At 52.2% G+C, this 17,007-nt stretch carries 19 protein-coding genes; 11 read left to right on the forward strand and 8 right to left on the reverse strand.

Annotated features, from left to right (window positions below):
* Positions 1-264 precede the first annotated feature (264 nt).
* Both FD28_RS00585 and FD28_RS00590 read left to right on the forward strand, forming a co-directional pair.
* Complete coding sequence (locus tag FD28_RS00585) at positions 265-645, forward strand: hypothetical protein (RefSeq protein WP_057731481.1); 381 nt, start codon at positions 265-267, stop codon at positions 643-645.
* 81 nt (positions 646-726) lie between these two features.
* The gene (locus FD28_RS00590; protein ID WP_057731484.1) at positions 727-954 is read left to right on the forward strand and encodes a type II toxin-antitoxin system Phd/YefM family antitoxin; all 228 of its coding nucleotides are present in this window, start codon (positions 727-729) and stop codon (positions 952-954) included.
* Between the two features lie 40 nt (positions 955-994).
* On the opposite strand, the gene FD28_RS00595 is transcribed toward FD28_RS00590, so the two are convergent.
* The 4 genes from FD28_RS00595 to FD28_RS00610 form a co-directional block, all read right to left on the reverse strand.
* On the reverse strand, positions 995-1,261 hold the full coding sequence (locus tag FD28_RS00595; RefSeq protein WP_057731486.1) for a hypothetical protein: 267 nt from the start codon (positions 1,259-1,261) through the stop codon (positions 995-997).
* 184 nt (positions 1,262-1,445) lie between these two features.
* Positions 1,446-2,129, reverse strand: a complete 684-nt coding sequence (locus FD28_RS00600; RefSeq protein WP_057731489.1) for a YjjG family noncanonical pyrimidine nucleotidase — start codon at positions 2,127-2,129, stop codon at positions 1,446-1,448.
* Positions 2,130-2,287: 158 nt separating this feature from the next.
* A complete protein-coding gene (gene brnQ, locus FD28_RS00605) occupies positions 2,288-3,631 on the reverse strand; it encodes a branched-chain amino acid transport system II carrier protein (RefSeq protein WP_191982149.1) in 1,344 nt (447 codons plus the stop codon).
* Positions 3,632-3,728: 97 nt separating this feature from the next.
* Entirely contained in the window at positions 3,729-4,376 is a 648-nt protein-coding gene (locus tag FD28_RS00610; protein WP_057731494.1) for an NAD(P)-dependent oxidoreductase, read from the reverse strand.
* Between the two features lie 122 nt (positions 4,377-4,498).
* On the opposite strand from FD28_RS00610, the gene FD28_RS00615 reads away from it, so the two are divergent.
* Positions 4,499-5,080 carry a GNAT family N-acetyltransferase gene (locus FD28_RS00615; protein ID WP_057731495.1) on the forward strand — a complete coding sequence of 194 codons (582 nt, stop codon included), beginning with the start codon at positions 4,499-4,501 and terminating at the stop codon, positions 5,078-5,080.
* A gap of 28 nt (positions 5,081-5,108) precedes the next feature.
* On the opposite strand, the gene FD28_RS00620 is transcribed toward FD28_RS00615, so the two are convergent.
* Entirely contained in the window at positions 5,109-5,636 is a 528-nt protein-coding gene (locus FD28_RS00620) for an acyl-CoA thioesterase (RefSeq protein WP_057731497.1), read from the reverse strand.
* A 158-nt stretch (positions 5,637-5,794) separates the two neighbouring features.
* Here FD28_RS00620 and FD28_RS00625 point away from each other — a divergent pair, with 158 nt between their 5' ends.
* On the forward strand, positions 5,795-7,006 hold the full coding sequence (locus FD28_RS00625; RefSeq protein WP_057731501.1) for a condensation domain-containing protein: 1,212 nt from the start codon (positions 5,795-5,797) through the stop codon (positions 7,004-7,006).
* 49 nt (positions 7,007-7,055) lie between these two features.
* Here FD28_RS00625 and FD28_RS00630 read toward each other — a convergent pair whose 3' ends face one another.
* Together FD28_RS00630 and FD28_RS00635 are read right to left on the reverse strand one after the other, a co-directional pair.
* On the reverse strand, positions 7,056-8,843 hold the full coding sequence (locus FD28_RS00630) for a DUF5776 domain-containing protein (RefSeq protein ID WP_057731505.1): 1,788 nt from the start codon (positions 8,841-8,843) through the stop codon (positions 7,056-7,058).
* Positions 8,844-8,997: 154 nt separating this feature from the next.
* Positions 8,998-10,197, reverse strand: a complete 1,200-nt coding sequence (locus tag FD28_RS00635) for a multidrug effflux MFS transporter (protein WP_057731507.1) — start codon at positions 10,195-10,197, stop codon at positions 8,998-9,000.
* A gap of 339 nt (positions 10,198-10,536) precedes the next feature.
* On the opposite strand from FD28_RS00635, the gene lepB reads away from it, so the two are divergent.
* The 7 genes from lepB to FD28_RS00670 all read left to right on the forward strand — a co-directional run bounded on the left by lepB (position 10,537) and on the right by FD28_RS00670 (position 15,918).
* Positions 10,537-11,136, forward strand: a complete 600-nt coding sequence (lepB, locus tag FD28_RS00640) for a signal peptidase I (protein ID WP_057731509.1) — start codon at positions 10,537-10,539, stop codon at positions 11,134-11,136.
* Between the two features lie 196 nt (positions 11,137-11,332).
* A complete protein-coding gene (locus tag FD28_RS00645; RefSeq protein WP_083478075.1) occupies positions 11,333-12,013 on the forward strand; it encodes a DUF6198 family protein in 681 nt (226 codons plus the stop codon).
* Between the two features lie 7 nt (positions 12,014-12,020).
* Positions 12,021-12,671 (forward strand): YczE/YyaS/YitT family protein, encoded by a 651-nt coding sequence (locus FD28_RS00650; RefSeq protein WP_057731511.1) that lies wholly within the window; start codon positions 12,021-12,023, stop codon positions 12,669-12,671.
* Between the two features lie 67 nt (positions 12,672-12,738).
* Positions 12,739-13,191, forward strand: coding sequence for a MarR family winged helix-turn-helix transcriptional regulator (locus FD28_RS00655; protein WP_057731514.1), 453 nt, complete (start codon positions 12,739-12,741; stop codon positions 13,189-13,191).
* Between the two features lie 163 nt (positions 13,192-13,354).
* A complete protein-coding gene (locus FD28_RS00660; RefSeq protein ID WP_057731517.1) occupies positions 13,355-14,098 on the forward strand; it encodes an ABC transporter ATP-binding protein in 744 nt (247 codons plus the stop codon).
* Entirely contained in the window at positions 14,076-15,272 is a 1,197-nt protein-coding gene (locus tag FD28_RS00665; RefSeq protein WP_057731520.1) for an ABC transporter permease, read from the forward strand. Before FD28_RS00660 ends, FD28_RS00665 begins: the two co-directional genes overlap by 23 nt.
* Position 15,273: 1 nt before the next feature.
* Entirely contained in the window at positions 15,274-15,918 is a 645-nt protein-coding gene (locus tag FD28_RS00670; protein WP_057731524.1) for a TetR/AcrR family transcriptional regulator, read from the forward strand.
* Between the two features lie 97 nt (positions 15,919-16,015).
* Here FD28_RS00670 and FD28_RS00675 read toward each other — a convergent pair whose 3' ends face one another.
* A complete protein-coding gene (locus FD28_RS00675) occupies positions 16,016-16,936 on the reverse strand; it encodes a LysR family transcriptional regulator (RefSeq protein WP_057731527.1) in 921 nt (306 codons plus the stop codon).
* Positions 16,937-17,007 lie beyond the last annotated feature (71 nt).

Raw genomic sequence — 17,007 nt, forward strand, 5'->3', positions numbered from 1 at the left:
AAATGATTAATAAAAGGCATACATGATCTTTACACATTCTTTGCAGAAACAATATGTGGTTTTGATAATCTGAGAGTTGTAGCGAGTCGGGTATGGGGATACGCGCCCGTTGCGAGGTTGCGTGCACGGCAGACTGGTAAGAGGCCCAGACAGCGTCGCCCATCACGGGGCCTTTCCAACAGCGGCGGCTGTCTAGGAATTACGGACAAACTTCGGTAAAATTGAATGCTGGGGAATCAAATCTCGAGTAGGGAGTTTTTACGTATGAAAATGAGTCTGTTGGGGTTAGGTCTTATCTTGGTAATCGTTAGTCACGGGTTGCATCATCGCACCTTGCGACAACTCGAACACACAACGACGGTCCGTCACAGACGAAGTCGCGCCGTTTATCATGGTTTTTTAGACTTAGGTTTAGTGTACGTTGCCGTTGGCTTGTGGCGGCCCGAGTGGATGGACGCCCGGGTGATTGGGTTACTGTTGGTCGTGGATTTGGTGGCGACGGGGATGAGCTATTATCAGCATCGACAGCGCACGTACCCGGCGGCAACTCGAGCGCTGTGGCACCAACAAGCCTGGTACTTAGTGAGCAGCCAGTTGCTACTGGCCGCGGTTTTACTGGGGACGCTGATGAGTTTACCAGCGTAAAACAACAAGATGGTCATTCGGAGAACCCGTTAACGCTGGGAAATCAACGCGAGCGGGATTTTTTATTAGGGGGAAACAACGATGAAACGTTACTCACCAGCTGCTGCGCAACAGGCCTTGTTCCAAATCTTAGATGAGATCAATCATCAGCAGGAGACCGTGGTCGTCACGCCAACGGATGGTCGGGATGCCGATTCGGTGGTGATCCTAGCCAAGCATGAATGGGAGCTCTTAAAGGATGCACTAGAAGCCACCCAGTCCGCAAAACGCGCCGACTACTTAGATCTCGACAAGATCGAATGGGGCTAATAAAAAAGCCGCGTATCCGTGGGGATAACGTGGCTCCTCATTATTTGCCGCTCCCAAGGATAAAGGCACGGGCGATTGAAGAAACTAAGAAGATAATTTGAATGGCCAAGTCAATCCGGTTTAACGGGTTGCTATCGGTCGTACTCTCAAAGACATTAAAGTGCAGCATCGCCGTAATTAACGAACTAAAGCAGAGAAAGGCAACGATTTGGGGCGTCTGAAAAGATAACATGGCGACGAACAGAATCAGCGTTAAAATCGTTACACCGATTTTAGCGGGGGTTGCTGGAAAACGTGTTTCGGTCATGGCTCTTCACCTCGTTTCGCTTAAATGAGAATATGAGATTTTGGTTATAACTTGTTACCATCATACCAGATATTCTGGTTAAAGGGGTGAATTAACCTCTAAAAGGTAAGAAAAGTTGCTTAACCTCAGTACAAAAATCGCCCGTCAGCGCGACATCACGCTAACGGGCGATTGGTTTCGATTTTTAAGCCAGTAACAGTTGTTTTAAGGCGGTGAAGGAATCCACCTCGTGAGTGGGCCGGTACGTGGCTGATGCGGCAGTGTGGCGCGGGTTGAACCAGATACTGTCGAGATGAGCGTTGGTCGCACCCAGAATATCGGAATGCAGGCTATCTCCAACCATGACCGTATTGGCGGCTGACATCGCGGGATATTGCTTGAAGATAGGTGCAAAGAAGCGCGCGTCAGGCTTGTCATAGCCCACATCCTCGGAGATGAAGATGCTGTCAAAATAATCGGCCAGGTGGGCGCCGCTCAGACGATTGAGCTGAATGGATTTGGTGCCATTTGTGCCGGCAATGACCGTCACGCCGGCGTGGTTCAGTGCCGTCAACAGGGCCGTTGCGCCGGGCAACGTGTAGTAGTTGTGATCCAACATGGACTTGTATTGTTTCTCCAGGGCGATGCCATCAACGGCGATCCCCATGGCATCGAAGGCCTGGGTAAACCGCGTATTCAGTAGGGGTCCCCGGTCGGCTCCCAGCTCAATCTGGTGCCAGACATTTCGGTTGATTTGTACGTAGGTGGCGAGTCCCCGTTGGACGTCGGTTACCCCGTATTTTTTCAACAATTGCGTCACACCCTCGTTTTCACCGCGGGTAAAGTCCAGGAGAGTATCGTCTAAGTCAATGATGGCATATTTTTTCATGGGAGCGCACCTTTCGAATAAGTTTTCCTGAGTTTAGCAAATTATGGGCAAAAGTTCCAATCCGAACGTCTCGTGGGGGCCAATGCCGACTTGCCAATCGCGGTTAGAGCGGCTAAAAAAGCCGGCACACCCAGGATGAGTGATACCGGCTTAGCCGTTTAAACGTTTTTGGACCGGAACACTTGACCCAGCACCCAACCAATGACGACACCGACTAAGGCCGGAACGACCCAGCTGAAACCTTGTGCGGCTAACGGCAGATGGTTGTTGAGCGTTAGAATCGCGCGGCTCCAGCCGGCCTGTTGCAGGTGGCTAGGTAGGGCGGCGACACCCGAGAAGATGGCTGGAATCAGTGTGAACAGCATGGTCAGGCCAAAGAGCCAACGACTGGTTCCGAGTAAGGGTGAGAGCACCGCCAAGACGATGAGAACTATGGCCAGCGGATACAGGAACATGAGAACGGGCGTCGAGTAGCTAATTAACTTGGTTAGGCCCACGTTGGCAAACAAACAGGGGAGGATGCTGGCGAAGACAATCAGCCAGGTATAAGACAGTCGCGGAAACATCTCGTGAAAGGTGTCGCCAAAGGCCGAAATCAACCCAATGGCGGTCTTCAAGCAGGCGATGATCACGATTAGGGCCAGCAGAAGATTGCCAAAGACCCCAAAGTATTGGTTGGCAATTTGGGCGAGCGTGATCCCACCGTTAGCGGCGGCAGCAAACTTGCCTAGGCTCATGGTGCCCATCAGAGCTAGTAATGTGTAGATCAGGCCCATGAGAACGACGCTGATAGTGCCGGCTTTGATCACGTCCTTAGCGATCTGACCCGGTTCGGTGACTCCCAGCGCACGAATGCTGTCGATGACGACAATTCCAAACGCGAGTGACGCCAAGGCATCCAAGGTGTTGTATCCCTCCGTAAACCCGGTTGCCAAAGGCGTGACCGCATAAGCACCGCGGGCAGGGAAGTTAAAGCCTCCCATGGGTTTAAGAAACGTTGCCAGGATCAACAACCCCAGGAGAATCAGAAAAGTGGGTGTGAGCCATTTGCCAATGTAGGTCATCAACTTTCCCGGATTACGCGCGAGTAACCATGCAATCACGAAGAACAGTACGGAGAAGCTAGCCAGGACGATCCCCTGATGTGCGGGGCTAACGAAGGGGGCAAGACCGATCTGAAACGAGGTCGTGGCTAGCCGTGGGAGCGCGAAGAACGGGCCCACGGTCAGGTAGAGAAGAATGGTGAAGACGTAGGCGAAGGGCCGGTTAACGGTTGTAGCGAGGTCAAAAACGCCTTCGCTTCGCGTCAAGCCGATCCCGGTTACCCCTAGGAGGGGTAACCCAATTCCCGTGATCAACAGGCCAACGACGGCGAGGCCGACATGGTGCCCCGCTTGTTGGCCCAGAAAGACGGGGAAGATCAGGTTACCGGCACCAAAGAAGAGACCAAAAAGCATCATACCGATAAAGAGAAGCTCCCGCCAAGATAATCGAGTTTTCAAAATAATCGCAACTTTCTATAGCTTGAGTACGGTCGTGCAGACCATAGGTAAGCATAGCAAAAAAAGGCGCCCAAGGAAACGGGCACCCCTTACAAATTTATTTATTAGCAACGGTGAATCGCGTTTGCTGATGTTGTGGTTGCTCGATTTCGTCCAGGATCGCCACGGCCATTGTACCAGCAGAGGTTTCCGACTGGTGGTCGGCGTTAAAGAGCAGCTCGTTGTTCCCCAATAGGAAGGGCGTTGCTTCCCCGGGATGGAAATCGGCGGCCGGTGACACGCCGACCCAGTTGACATTGTCGACGTCACGCAGGAAGTTAAGCTCCTTTAGCTGATTTTGCGGAATGCTCAAAAAACTAGCTGCGTTGGGGTCCTTGGCAATGTCAGTGACAAACAGGTGGTGATCATCGCCGGTACGGAGACTTCCAGCTCCCAAAATAAAGACCAGCCGCGGCGTCGTAGTAGTGCGCAGCTTAGCTACCAGGTTGGTCGCCAGGTCCACGTGCTGAAAGGCCAGGCTAGGCGCCGTTGCGAAGGCATCGATGACGACATCAGCCGTTCCCAGTTCTTCGGGTGTCAGGGCAAAGGCGTCTTGGACCTTGGTCGTGAGTTGTGGGTTAGCGGGTAACTGCGCCAATTTTTCTGCGGAACGGGCCAGGGCTGTGACCGTGTGACAGCGTCGTAAAGCTTCCGCAACGAGTGCTGAACCAGCCATCCCCGTTGCGCCAATAATTGTAATCTTCATAAAGGAACCTCCCATTTTTGACTGCGATCAGTATACCGGTTTTTAGGGGAGGCGCCAACAATTATGGCTCAACGCGGTTAAAGGTATGGTAGAGTTAGAGAAAAAGCCGAGGAGGCAACAACATGAAAAGTGTGGTTCAGGGACAATTGATTCACCTGACGGAAATGCGTGACGGGGATGCTGAGTGGCTTCAAGATACGCAGTGGGAGCCGGGACTATTACGCAACCTTTCAGCCGATGCCTTGCATCCATGGACGGCGGCCGAGTACGCCGAACTGGCGGCCAATCCCGATAGCGATGATCATTTTTTCTTTATGGTGCGGGCAAACGCTGACGATGGCCTGTTGGGCTGGGTGATTTTAGACGAGATTCAGCTGAAGAATCGGCGGGCGGAGCTGGGAATTGCCCTCCCCGTTGTGAGTGATCGGGGTCAGGGATTTGGCGTCGATGCGCTCAACACGGTCCTGTCGTTCGCCTTCAACGAGTTGGGGCTTCACAAGGTAACCTTGGACGTCAATGCCAACAATCAGGCGGCTTTACGCGCTTACGCGGCGGTGGGATTTGTGCGCGAGGGTATCAACCGGGAGGCCGTCTACCAAGATGGTGAGTGGCTCGATCTCTACCAATTCGGCATTCTGGCTAAGGAATGGTGGGCTGTTTCACGTGGAACAATTCCAGATGAAAACACCACCGCAGACCATTAGGTCGACAGTGGTGTTTCACATGAAACATTTACTCGGCGGGCCACGGTGAATTGGTGGTGACGTGGGCATTCAGTCCCCGTTGTTCCTGTCGCCGTTCCTTGCGTTGTGCCGTTCGTTGGGCATAGCCGGCACAGAGGTAACGTTGCTCGTCAGTCAGTGGGGTGACGCTTGGCAACGGTGCCGTGACGGACTTGTCGTCAATGACGTAGGTGATAAAACAGGTGAACCCAACGAAACGCTCGCCAGTGGTGAGATTTTCACCGATGATTTTGACGAAGACCTCCAGCGAACGGGTCCCCGTTCCACTGACATAGGCTTCCAGAATCATGGAATCATCGAGGTGAAAGGGCCGTAGAAAGCTCACGTGGTCGAATGAGGCGGTAACGACCGTCTTATGGGTGAGCCGAACGGCAGCCACGGAGGCACTGTCGTCGACGAGTGATAGGATCTTGCCGCCGAAGACGGTTTGATGTTCATTTAAATCGGGCTGAAAGACCCGGTGGGTGGTCACGATGAGCGTGGCGTTGCAGGATACGGGGGTAGATGGTGCTGACACAAGCAGTCACTCCATTCGTTAACAGTTACCCTCATTCTAACAGGACTCCCCACGAGGTTACAGGATTATTAACTTTTCGCTATATCTTGATGGATTCGTAGAGGTTATTGGGGCGGCTTTGCTATACTGAACCTAAATTAAGCAGAAGGGGTGATCGTGTGAATTATCGTGGCGAACCGTTGGACCTGATTCCAACCTTAGACTTGGCGCAGACGTATCCATTACTGGAATGCACGCTGAGCCTCATGCATCCCGTGGATGTGGCGCGGTTGCTAACGGCTGTAAAAACGACGCAAACGGTGGTTCCCCAAGTCTTGAGTCGCTATAATTTGCGACGTAATCGGTTTGAGGAACAGCCCGCGCGGCTTCAACAGGTGATTGAAGAGTACGATGCCAGTCACGACCCCGGACGCGGTCAATTAGATGTTTTACAGGGACCACAGCTGAAGATCCAGGTCATTCACTATGCGGATTACGACCAGCTTCGTTTGATCATGAGTCGCCTGTTGACTGACGGTGAGGGGTTCAAACACTATCTGTACCTGTTGGCGGCGGCCTATGATGGTCAGGACCTCACGGACTTTGTCAATGAGCGCAGTGTACGCCGGATTATGAACTTTCTCCGGCATCCGCATCGACCGATCCCGCAGAGCAGTGATGCGCCAGCGGCAGAGGGCTTTCCACAGTTGGCAGGCAACGTTCACCATCACAAGGGCGAGGCCTTGATTCCACGAGTTGAAAGTCAGCAGTTACGTCGATTGGCGCGGCAGCAGGGGGTGACCATGAATGCCGTTCTCTTGTCAGCTTACGCCTTGGCCCTCTTCTCCTTGACCGGTGAACGGCAGCTCGTGATTCCCTATCAGGTGGATCTGCGTTTGCACGGGCCGGTGGCGGCGACCAACGTGGTTCAGGTTGCGAACCTGACCAGTCAGATGCCGGTGGCCATCACCGTGCATGAAGGGGACACCCTGCAGGAGGTGGCTGCCCGTACGCAGGCCACCCTCACGCAGTTACACGAAAGCCTTGCCTACCTGGCGCCTTTGGTGGAAATCAATCGCATGAGTCGGGCGCTGCCACCGGAATTGGTGCGGCGATTGGCGGGCAAACACCACGAGTCGGCGACGGTCTCCTTTGCTAATTTCGGTCACGTGGATCAGACACGACTGAATTTTGGCAATATCCCCGTTACCCAGATTTACTTCGCGGGGACCTATCGCACCATGCCGAACTTTCAGTTGACGGTCAGCGCTTATCACGATGCGTGGACCCTGGCCTTTCGGATGTTAGGCTCGGAGCCGGACTATCAATTGGGTATTAAAATTTTAAAGAACGTCGTGACCCAACTCAATCAGTGGGGACACGGTAAATAAAAAACGCGTCTTACCAGGGCTGGTGAGGCGCGTTTTTTTGACGATTGATTTAAGGTTGTTCCTGAACAAGCTGATGGTTGGCGGTGATGTATCCCCCGGCTACCCGGTAACGAAGGGTTCCGGAAAGGGTGGTAGTCGTGCCGTACGAGTAGTCCCAGCCCAGAACCTTGAAGACATGATGGCTCTGGCGGGCATAGTGATGATTCTTCTGACTCAGATTGACGGTGTCGTAACGGTTAACGGCAGTCTTGGCGCGAACCTTCGCGGGGACCCGCTGCTTGCCAAGCGTGACGAAGTGTTTATTGGCAGAAACGTAATGACCGTTGTTGAGGAGAAAACGGGTCGTTTGATTGTGGGTAACCACCTTTCTCACCGTTAACTGAGCGCCCTGTCTGTAGGCTGTCTGCGGTTGCGTCAGTGCGGCAGTCCCGTACCCCTTGACGCCGCCGGGATTAATGACGGTCACGACTGGGGGCGCACTTTGATAGTAGGTGTGGGTGACATAGGCGGCATTGGCCGTGATATAACCGGTTTGGCCGTCAGTTGACGAGGCCGGGTTGGTGTCCCGGACGTGGTAACGCGCGTGACCGGCCGTGGACGTATCCGTGCCGATGACGGTAAAGGTCGGTTGCTTCATCTGGGGCTTCTTGGCGAACCAGGCGAGGCGATTGGCAGTCGAGAAGTTTTTACCGCTGTAGAGGCCGATCTTTTGGGTTGCCATGACGGTGAATGGGTCAAACTGAGCAGTATCGGGCTTGACCGTTGGGATGCTGGGGACGCTAGGTGTAGGATCTGGCGTGGTGAACCGTGCCGTACCGGAATCCACAGGCTTCAAAACGTAGTGCCGATTGCCGGTAACCACGTCATCGTGGCCATTGTACATGGCAAATAATTGGGAGTAGCCTGTGATCGTGTCACCCTGTGGATCGTAGTTAGAATAGTTTGCCTTAGTATCGGTGAAGTCGGCGTTGGGTGTCTGATTAAGCAGCGTCACTTTTCCGGGACCAACTTCCTGCCAAGCTTGACCATCGATATCTTGCAGTGATGCAGTTGTCAGAGTGAGATTTAAGCCAGAAAGAACGACATTGTCATTGACGGTAATGTCAGCTAAAGAACGGCTAGCGGTGACCAAGTCTGTGTATTTTGTGGGATCGTTTCGTAGCGGAGCCGAAAAGTTAGCAAGATTGAGTACTTGTAAGCTAGTACAACTGCCTGCTAGGCCACTGACATCCGTGACGTGTTGAGAATCCAAATTGGAAAGATCTAGATAGGTCAATGCGGTATCAGCGCCAAACATATTTGCCAGCGTATGGGGATGATCATCCGCGAATGTTGGGGCAGTGAATGTCCGTAACGAAGTGTTAGAGGAAAAGATTCCCGACATATTGGTTACGAGAGAGAGGTCGAGATTTTCTAGATGGCGGTAGCTCGTCACATTTGAAAACCGTGCAAACAAAGAGGTTGAATTGGCGTTGGCAACGACCTTACCAGCGAAGTCGATAGTGGATACCTTATTGGCAAAATCGGCCATGGTTAAATTATCCGTGTTGCCCTTTTGTAGCGCGGTTAGGAGTTGGCCATTGCCTATCTGGAAAATCGGTCCAGAAAATGGCGGTATCGTGCCCCCCTTAAGCGTTAAGGTACCATTCTGTAGCGTCCAGGGGACCGTCGTATCGCCAGATCCAATAACGCCAGAGTAAGATTCGTTAGCGGTCGTATCCGCTAACGCCACGACCGGTGTCTGTAAAGTCGGTGATGACGGCTGATTGTTGAGCCCAAACAGGGGACTCAGCCCTAGCGTCATGCCCAAAGCCATTAAACCAATCTTCCAAGTCATATAAACCACCTTCCGGATTAATGATTAATTGCTCAAATAATCACTTTTGCGGTCAGTATAGCATTATTTTGACTGATTTGGACATATTGTGTCCGTGGGGGTCGACGGAAGGCCTCAAAAAAGGCGTTCAGGATTTCTCCCAAACGCCCATATCTTAAGACTTAGCGGTTTTCTGTTTACCTTGATACCGAACTAATCCCAACGCCCCAGCATTGCAGACGAAGAGCATGACGGCCATGGCGGCGTAAGACTGTCCGGTCAAACCGACCAATGGTGATGCCAGGCCGCCACAGGCGTTTTGCGCCAGACCAATCACGGCAGAGGCCCCGCCGGCATTCTTGGTGGCTTGGTCCATGATAATTGTCACCGTGAGGGTTAACAAAGCACCAATCAGGATGACCATCATCAGCACCAGACCACTCACGACCCACACGTTGGCGGGAAACAGGAGGCTGGCCATCAACACCAGACTCACACCCGCCGCAATTGCCAATAAGCTCGTGACCTGTTGCCGGTTGGAGTAGCGCCGTGATAATTGTCCCGGTAAGTTACTCCCGACCACGATTCCCAGGCCGTTGAAGGCGTAGAGTAGGCTGAACGTTTGGGGTGCCATACCAAAGCCCGTTTGAAACACGAAGGTCGAGGCGGAAATGTAGCTGAATAGGCCGCCGTAGACCAGCCCAGTGGCCAGAATTAAAGGCCAGAAAGCGGGTTGAACGACCAAGCGGCCCATAGCGCCCAACGAGCTGTGAAAGCCCCCTGTTTGCCGTTCTGCAACGGGTAAGGATTCGGGCAGGCCCAACGCAACGGCCAGTGCAATGACCAGGCCAATCGCGGCCAGGAGGATGAAGATAGCTTCCCAGTCAACGTAGTGGATCATGAAGCCCCCAATGATGGGCGCGATGATCGGAAAGACCCCGTTGACGGTGTTGAGCAACGCGTAGAAGCGGGTTAACTTCTTCCCGGAGAAGAGGTCACGCGCGACGGCACGGGCCATCACCTGACCGGTCGCTCCCGCCAGGCCCTGAATGAAGCGAAGGATGATTAATAAAGTGATTGAATGAATAAAGGCCATCGCGAGTGAGACCAGTCCGAAGATGATAAAGCCCACAATCAAGGGCTTGCGGCGGCCATATTGATCGGATAGCGGTCCCGCAATCAGTTGGCCCAGTGCTAGCCCGATCAAACAGGCGGTAATGCTCAGTTGCATCAGCGAGGCACTCGTGGCAAACTGAGTGCGCATTTGCGGCAAGGCTGGCAGATAGAGGTCAATGGCCAAGGGGCCGGTGGCACTGACGGTTCCCAGTAAGAGAGTCAGCCAGATTTGCCGGCGTCGTGTAAGAGTAGGATTCAAAAGTAGTCAGCCCTTTCAGCTAGTTTATAAATTTCGCAATAACCAGTGAAGACGGCGCTGGGCCGCCACTCTACTGCAGAATGGCGGCCCAGGTCATTATGTAAGGTAAAAGCGTATTGCTCCATTATTGCTGGAAACCAGTGATTTTGCAAGTCCTAGCGTGACCCGAATCTTTCAGTTTTATCTCAAACACGTAAAGTTTGTGTAAAGCACGGGACAGTGGGAACGTAAATGTTATGATTAAAAACGATACTACCAGCCAAAATAAATGTGCGAAGCGCGGCGGGTGGTGTATGATAATAACATAATTAGTGATTCCCGAAAATAAGGAGTGCCATCATGAAGAAACTAAAGGAAGTTTTGAGTTGGATTGTGCCGGTCATCATTGGACTGGCAATTGCTTTAGCCCTCAAACAGTTCGTCTTTACCCGTGTGCGGGTGGATGGGCCGTCTATGGAGCCAAACCTGAATAATAATGAAAAGGTTTTTGCCTGGAAGATGTCGAAGGTTAAGCACCTCAGTGTCATTGTGTTTGACGCACATGGTGAAGACCCAGCGGCCAAGCCGAATACCAACTACGTGAAGCGGGTTATTGGGTTGCCCGGGGATACGGTGAAGAGCAAAAACGGCTATATCTATGTGAATAACAAGCGGATCAACCAAAGCTTCATTAGCCAGAGTGAACAGACCTCAGGGACTGGAAACTGGACGTTAGCCGGTCTTCAACGGCAAAACGATTGGCAAGGCGGCAAGAACGGTAAGATTGCCACGGTCGTCCCTAAGGGGAAGTACTTCGTATTGGGGGACCACCGGAGTGTCTCCAATGACAGTCGTTACTGGGGCTTTGTCGACAAAGATAAAATTGTCGGCGTGGTGAAGGTGCCATTCTGGGCCTCCAGCAAGACCAAGCGAGTGAACATCAATTCCCTGGCCTACTAAATTTAACGAATAATGGCGTCGTGACGAGTCACCGAGAGGGTGAGCGGTCACGGCGCTTTTTTGAGGTCTGATGGGAATTAAATGAAAGTAGCCGCTTACATTTTGTGAGAATCGGAGTATCGTAGACTCTATATGGCGTTGGCCGGGGAAAGTAGTGTTAGTCCTCGGTAAACGACGCGAGATTTGGGTCGGGGAGATGGCAGTTATTAAGAATACGTTGAAAGAACGGTGGATCGCGTTGATCCTCGGATTGGTGATTAATGCCTTTGGAAGTGGTCTGACCGTGGCGGCAAACATGGGGGCTAGTCCGTGGATGGCTTCGGAAGTGAACTTGAGTGAGTGGCTTAAGCTGGATATTGGATGGCCGGTCTTTGTCGTGAGTTGTTTAGCGGCAGTGGCCAACCAATTTCTTTTGCGGCGGTGGGAACCCCGGCGCTTCTTCGGTGAGATTGGCTTCATGTTTTTTGTCAGCTTTTTCGTGAACTTCTTTACGCACATGTTCTACCAAATGGGGATCTTGCGGCTGTCGGTCTTCACGCGTGGCGTGCTGGCGATTGCTGGTGTGACCATCTTCTGCATCGCTATTTCGCTGTATCAGCGAGCCAACCTGGTGATGCATCCTAACGATGACACCACGAATATTCTCCGGTTTATGTATTGCCATGGGAACGTTTTGCATGCCCAACTGCTGAACTTTATTCCGCCGGTCACCATTATTGTCGTGAGCTGGCTGGTGACCCAGCAACTGTTTGCGATCAATCTGGGGACATTGTTTGCCCTGATCTTTACGGGGAATATTATCAATCTGACGGACCGGTTCATTTGGCCGGGACTCAAGCACAACTTCGCGGTGCAACCGGAGGCGATTGACGATTAAAAATACAATGACACAGCGTTGGCTAGCGCTCTTCCTCGGGTTGGTGATCAACGCCTTTGGAAATGGTCTCTCGGTGGCTTCCAACATGGGGACCAGTCCCTGGACGGCGTCGGAAGTGAATCTCAGTCACTGGCTGGGGGTTAGTGTGGGACTGGCAATCTTCGTGGTCAGTTGTCTAGCGGCTTTGGTTAATCAGCTCTTGTTAAGGCACTGGGACTTGCCCCGTTTGCTGGGAGAAGTCGGTTTTGTCTTGTTCTTTAGTTACTTTGTGGATGTTTTTTCAAATACCTTTACTCGGATGGGCATCATGCGTTTGTCGGCGGGAGTGCGGTTATTACTCGCCATCGTGGGCATCACGATCTTTTGTGCCGCAATTTCCATGTATCAGCGGGCCAATCTGGTCATGCATCCTAATGACGATACCACCAATATTCTGCGGTTCATGTACTGTCACGATAACGTGGTGGTCGCACAGCTCCTGACGTTTACGCCGCCGGTGGTGATCATTCTGGTCTGCTGGCTGAATACGCACCAACTCTATGCAGTCAATTGGGGGACGTTATTCACTTTGCTCTTTAACGGGACCCTGATTGGATTAGCCGATCGGGTGGTGTGGCCGAGTTTGCATCATAATTTCCGTGCCAAGCAGGCCCAATGACTCGCTTGACATTTCACAAGAAATAGAATATGCTTGCGCACGTAGTTTCAGGAGAGGAAGGCGGCGCATGGCCACTACGGGAAATGATTCAGACATTGTTAAATGGCTCTCGATTGCCAATCGTTATACCCGGATTGCGCTGGATCGGCGGTTGCAGCCATACCGGTTAAATGCCAGTATGTACTACTACATCTTGCGGTTACATGAGCATCCCCGCCTCACGCAGGATAAGCTGATTAGCCTGACCTATCTGAATCCAAGTAATGTGACGCGGGCCGTCAATCAGTTGGTCAATCTGGGGTATGTGCGTAAGCGTCAATCCAAGTCGGATCGGCGAGTTTACGAACTCTCACTGACCAAGCGGGGCGAACGCATTTATCCAGATATTGTGAAATTACGACAAGAGGTGGCCGATAACCTGCTCGCAGATATGGCGACCGACCATGAGCAATTGGTGGATCAGATTCGCCAGCTGGCGCTTAAGGCCGTGGCGAATGAGACCCCAGGGGAAACGACTTAATTTAATTAAACTAGCGGTGGCGGTCGGAGACGACGGCCACTTTTTTTAACTAGTTCTGTAAGCGCTGACACTTAACAGTTGACTTTACCCGGTGTTGGTCGTACGATGTGAGTGTAAATGAGTGAGCACACACTCACAAAGAAGGACGTCAGGAGGAATGGAAATGGTCACCAACACAATTGATGTGCGGGATGTTGCGAAGAAGTTCGGCGATAACCCCGTCCTTAAGCAGGTTAGTTTGCAATTACCGGTCGGACAGATTATGGGATTAATTGGGCCTTCTGGCGCCGGGAAAACCACGCTGGTTAAAGCCATTCTGGGAATGGAAAAGATCGATGCGGGAACGACGACGGTTTTGGGAACAGCGATGCCGAACCGAAAGATTATGCAGCGCATTGGCTACATGGCCCAGAGCGATGCCCTCTATGAGAATTTAACGGCACGTGAGAATATTCGGTTCTTTGCGGAACTCATGAGTGTTCCCAAGTCACAGTTAGCCGCGGCGATTACTCACGCGGCGCAGGTCGTGAATTTGAATGACGCGTTGGATCGCCGTGTGTCGGCCTATTCCGGGGGGATGAAGCGGCGATTGTCGCTGGCCATTGCTTTGGTACAGGACCCAGAACTCCTGATCTTGGATGAACCCACGGTCGGGATTGACCCAGAGTTGCGGCAACAGATTTGGGCAGAACTGTATCAATTGAAGGCTCAGGGAAAGTCGGTTCTGGTCACGACTCACGTGATGGACGAAGCCGAGCATTGCGATTACTTGATGTTGATTCGCGAGGGGATTGCGCTGGCGCAGGGCACCCCACAACAATTGGAACAGGATTATGCGGTACCAACGATTGAACAAGTCTTTTTGAAAGCGGGGCGGCTACAAGATGAGAGTCATAGCGATCTTTAAACGTGTTTTACGTGAGATGTTACGGGATAAGCGGACGCTAGCCTTAATGTTTCTGGCGCCCCTCTTCATCCTGACGTTAATGTATTTTCTCTTTAATACCAGTTCGGATTCGATCGCTAAAATTGGGGTCAGCAACGTGGACACCACGGTAGTCAAGGCGATCAAGAATAAGCACGTGACGCTGCACCATTATAGCGTGCAGGCGACGGCTAAGGATAAGGTACGTGAGGACAATCTGGCGGCATTTATCAAGCAAAAGGATGGGAAACTCACGGTGACCTATCAGAACAGTCAACCGGGTGATTCGGCACTGGTTCGGCAGGCCTTACAGGGGGGACTGACCAAGATTAAGGTGCAGGCCCTAGCCGCGGCAACTCAGACGCAAAAAAAGGCGTTGCAGCAACAGGCCCAAGTGTTAAAGACCCTGATGGCACAGCAGCAAAAAATGGCGGCGGCCCAAGGCGCACGTGGGACGGCTGGCGCCAATCTAGCGCCCCAGTCGCAAAAGGCCCAGGTGCAGGCCCCGACCAATTATCAGGTTACCAGCCATTATCTTTATGGGAGTTCGGACTCGACCTTCTTTGATACGTTCCTCCCGATTCTCTTGGGTTTCTTCGTCTTCTTCTTTGTCTTCCTAATTTCCGGGATCTCGCTCTTGAACGAACGGACCACGGGAACGCTAACGCGGCTACTGGCAACGCCCATTCGTCGGGGCGAAATCATTACCGGTTACCTGATGGGGTACGGGCTCTTTGCCTTAGTCCAAACGGTGATTACCGTGACGTTTGCGCTGACGGTCTTCCAGATTCACATGATTGGGAGCGTCTGGCTCATTCTGCTGATTAACTTCTTGCTGGCGCTGGTGGCCCTCTCCATGGGGATCTTTGTGTCCACCTTCGCCAACTCCGAGTTCCAGATGATGCAGTTCATTCCGATCCTCGTGATCCCACAGGTCTTCTTCTCCGGATTGATTCCGGTGGATCAGATGGCCAACTGGCTACAGTGGATTGCACACATCTTCCCCCTGTATTATGGTGGAAATGCCTTGATGAATGTGGCCACACGGGGCGTGGGCTTCAGTGGCATCGCATTTGAATTGGGAATTTTAGTTCTCTTTGCGGCGTTATTTACGATTCTCAACGTCGTGGGGATGAAACGCTATCGGAGGGTTTAATATGGCAGAAGAAACCAACATTCAGGAAGCATTTCAGGCGGTTATGGCGGCCAACGGGGATATTCCCCCCAAACAACAACAGGTCTTAGCAGCCAGCCTCGAGCTCTTTGCCCAACAGGGATTTGCGAATACCACGACTAAGCAGATTGCCCAGAAGGCCGGTGTCGCGGAAGGCACAGTCTACCGCCGTTACAAGACAAAGGACGAATTGCTGGCAGCCGTGCTGGCGCCCTTCGTGACACAGGTATTACCACGACTTATTACGGAATTCGCCGAAGGGGTCGTGGGCCGACCTTATCTGACGCGGCACGAGATGATTCAGTCGATTGCGGAGGATCGGTTGGCATTTATCCAGAAAAATGGGCCGATCTTACGGATTCTAATTCGCGAGATTTCGGTAAGAACAGACTTGAGAAGTCAATTTATAACCCATGCCGGGCCCCTCTTACAGGAGAACCTGTTTCCCGTGCTCGATCGGCTGAAGGCCCGCGGGGAGCTGGTTGACTGGCCCGACTCACGGATTGCCCAGTTCATGATTGGTACAATGTTAACAGAACTGGTTCGGACATTATTGGTGCCAGAAGACATCGAGAAGGCCATTCCGACTATAATTAAATTTTTAGAAAAGGGTTTGGCACCGGATTAATAATGAGCCAGGCCAGGCGAATAATTGCATCCAAAAAGCGGCCAGGGCAAAAGTCCTGGTCGTTTAGTCTCTCTGTGATTAGGAATAATGGCCGTCACTAGTCGTCACGGTGCTTGGTTTGTTGAACGGGATCGATGTTGAATACGCGTTGGGCGACGCGGAGAAAAGCGGTCATTTCCGGTGTGTTTTCCTTGCTGGTTCGGTGCGCCATGATGAGCTGGTAGGTGAGCAGACGGGCATTAATAGGAATCACCCGAGCGGTAGTTACAGGGGGTGTCGGCAGGATCGTCCACCCGGCGCCGTGTTCGACGAGTTGTTGAATCGTGGCTAGGCTATTTAAGGTGAGTGCAGGTTGCAAAAAGAGATGGTGTTTGGCCATGAAGTCGCGGGTGATTTCTCCCAGAACCATTTGCAAGTCGCAGCCAATGAACGGTTGGGCCAGCAAGGGTTTGAGCTGCTGTGCATTTTCAATGTGCGGTAGTGAGAACGCACTGTCGGCGGGGAGAAGGAGACTAAAAGCCTGATCGCGCATGACCCGGTAGAAAAACTCACTGTGATTGGGGGACTTAGGGCCGATATACACGTCACTTTGGTTATCGGTCACGGCCTTTTCCGCTGCCAACGAGGGCATTTCGTGGATGTCGAGATGGTATTGGGGGTATTGCCGCAAAAACTGACTCCCCAGATCGGGCAGAATTTGGGTGGCCATGCTTTCGGAAAGAGCGATTGAAATGTGACCGGATTTAGATTGTGCAAGTTCACGCATGGTTTGGTCCAAGTCGGTGAGCTGATGCTGAATTTTTTCCAGGCCAGCGAGATATTGGGTGCCCGCATAGGTTAGGCGCGTGGGCTTAGCCGTTCGATCGATTAATTGGAGTCCCAGTTCTTGCTCCGCCTCCTTAACCGTCCGGCTGATATAGGGTTGGGAGACGAATAAATGCTGGGCAGCGGCAGTGATGCTACCCAGATCATGCACGGCCGATAAGATTTCGGCGAGCCGCGTGGTGCTAGATGCCATAGGAATCACCTCTCTATTATTATAACCATTTAGTTCTGAAAACGTTATCACAAAAGTATTAGACTTTGTGA

Origin of the sequence: Levilactobacillus hammesii DSM 16381, assembly GCF_001434395.1 — a bacterium.
GTDB classification, from domain to species: Bacteria; Bacillota; Bacilli; order Lactobacillales; family Lactobacillaceae; genus Levilactobacillus; species Levilactobacillus hammesii.

Excerpts from the sequence above, each read along its gene's own strand:
- FD28_RS00585 (WP_057731481.1), top strand. The coding sequence starts at position 265 with ATGAAAATGAGTCTGTTGGGGTTAGGTCTTATCTTGGTAATCGTTAGT.
- FD28_RS00590 (WP_057731484.1), top strand. The coding sequence starts at position 727 with ATGAAACGTTACTCACCAGCTGCTGCGCAACAGGCCTTGTTCCAAATC.
- FD28_RS00595 (WP_057731486.1), bottom strand. The coding sequence starts at position 1,261 with ATGACCGAAACACGTTTTCCAGCAACCCCCGCTAAAATCGGTGTAACG.
- FD28_RS00600 (WP_057731489.1), bottom strand. The coding sequence starts at position 2,129 with ATGAAAAAATATGCCATCATTGACTTAGACGATACTCTCCTGGACTTT.
- FD28_RS00610 (WP_057731494.1), bottom strand. The coding sequence starts at position 4,376 with ATGAAGATTACAATTATTGGCGCAACGGGGATGGCTGGTTCAGCACTC.
- FD28_RS00615 (WP_057731495.1), top strand. The coding sequence starts at position 4,499 with ATGAAAAGTGTGGTTCAGGGACAATTGATTCACCTGACGGAAATGCGT.
- FD28_RS00630 (WP_057731505.1), bottom strand. The coding sequence starts at position 8,843 with ATGACTTGGAAGATTGGTTTAATGGCTTTGGGCATGACGCTAGGGCTG.
- lepB (WP_057731509.1), top strand. The coding sequence starts at position 10,537 with ATGAAGAAACTAAAGGAAGTTTTGAGTTGGATTGTGCCGGTCATCATT.
- FD28_RS00645 (WP_083478075.1), top strand. The coding sequence starts at position 11,333 with ATGGCAGTTATTAAGAATACGTTGAAAGAACGGTGGATCGCGTTGATC.
- FD28_RS00650 (WP_057731511.1), top strand. The coding sequence starts at position 12,021 with ATGACACAGCGTTGGCTAGCGCTCTTCCTCGGGTTGGTGATCAACGCC.
- FD28_RS00655 (WP_057731514.1), top strand. The coding sequence starts at position 12,739 with ATGGCCACTACGGGAAATGATTCAGACATTGTTAAATGGCTCTCGATT.
- FD28_RS00660 (WP_057731517.1), top strand. The coding sequence starts at position 13,355 with ATGGTCACCAACACAATTGATGTGCGGGATGTTGCGAAGAAGTTCGGC.
- FD28_RS00665 (WP_057731520.1), top strand. The coding sequence starts at position 14,076 with ATGAGAGTCATAGCGATCTTTAAACGTGTTTTACGTGAGATGTTACGG.
- FD28_RS00670 (WP_057731524.1), top strand. The coding sequence starts at position 15,274 with ATGGCAGAAGAAACCAACATTCAGGAAGCATTTCAGGCGGTTATGGCG.
- FD28_RS00675 (WP_057731527.1), bottom strand. The coding sequence starts at position 16,936 with ATGGCATCTAGCACCACGCGGCTCGCCGAAATCTTATCGGCCGTGCAT.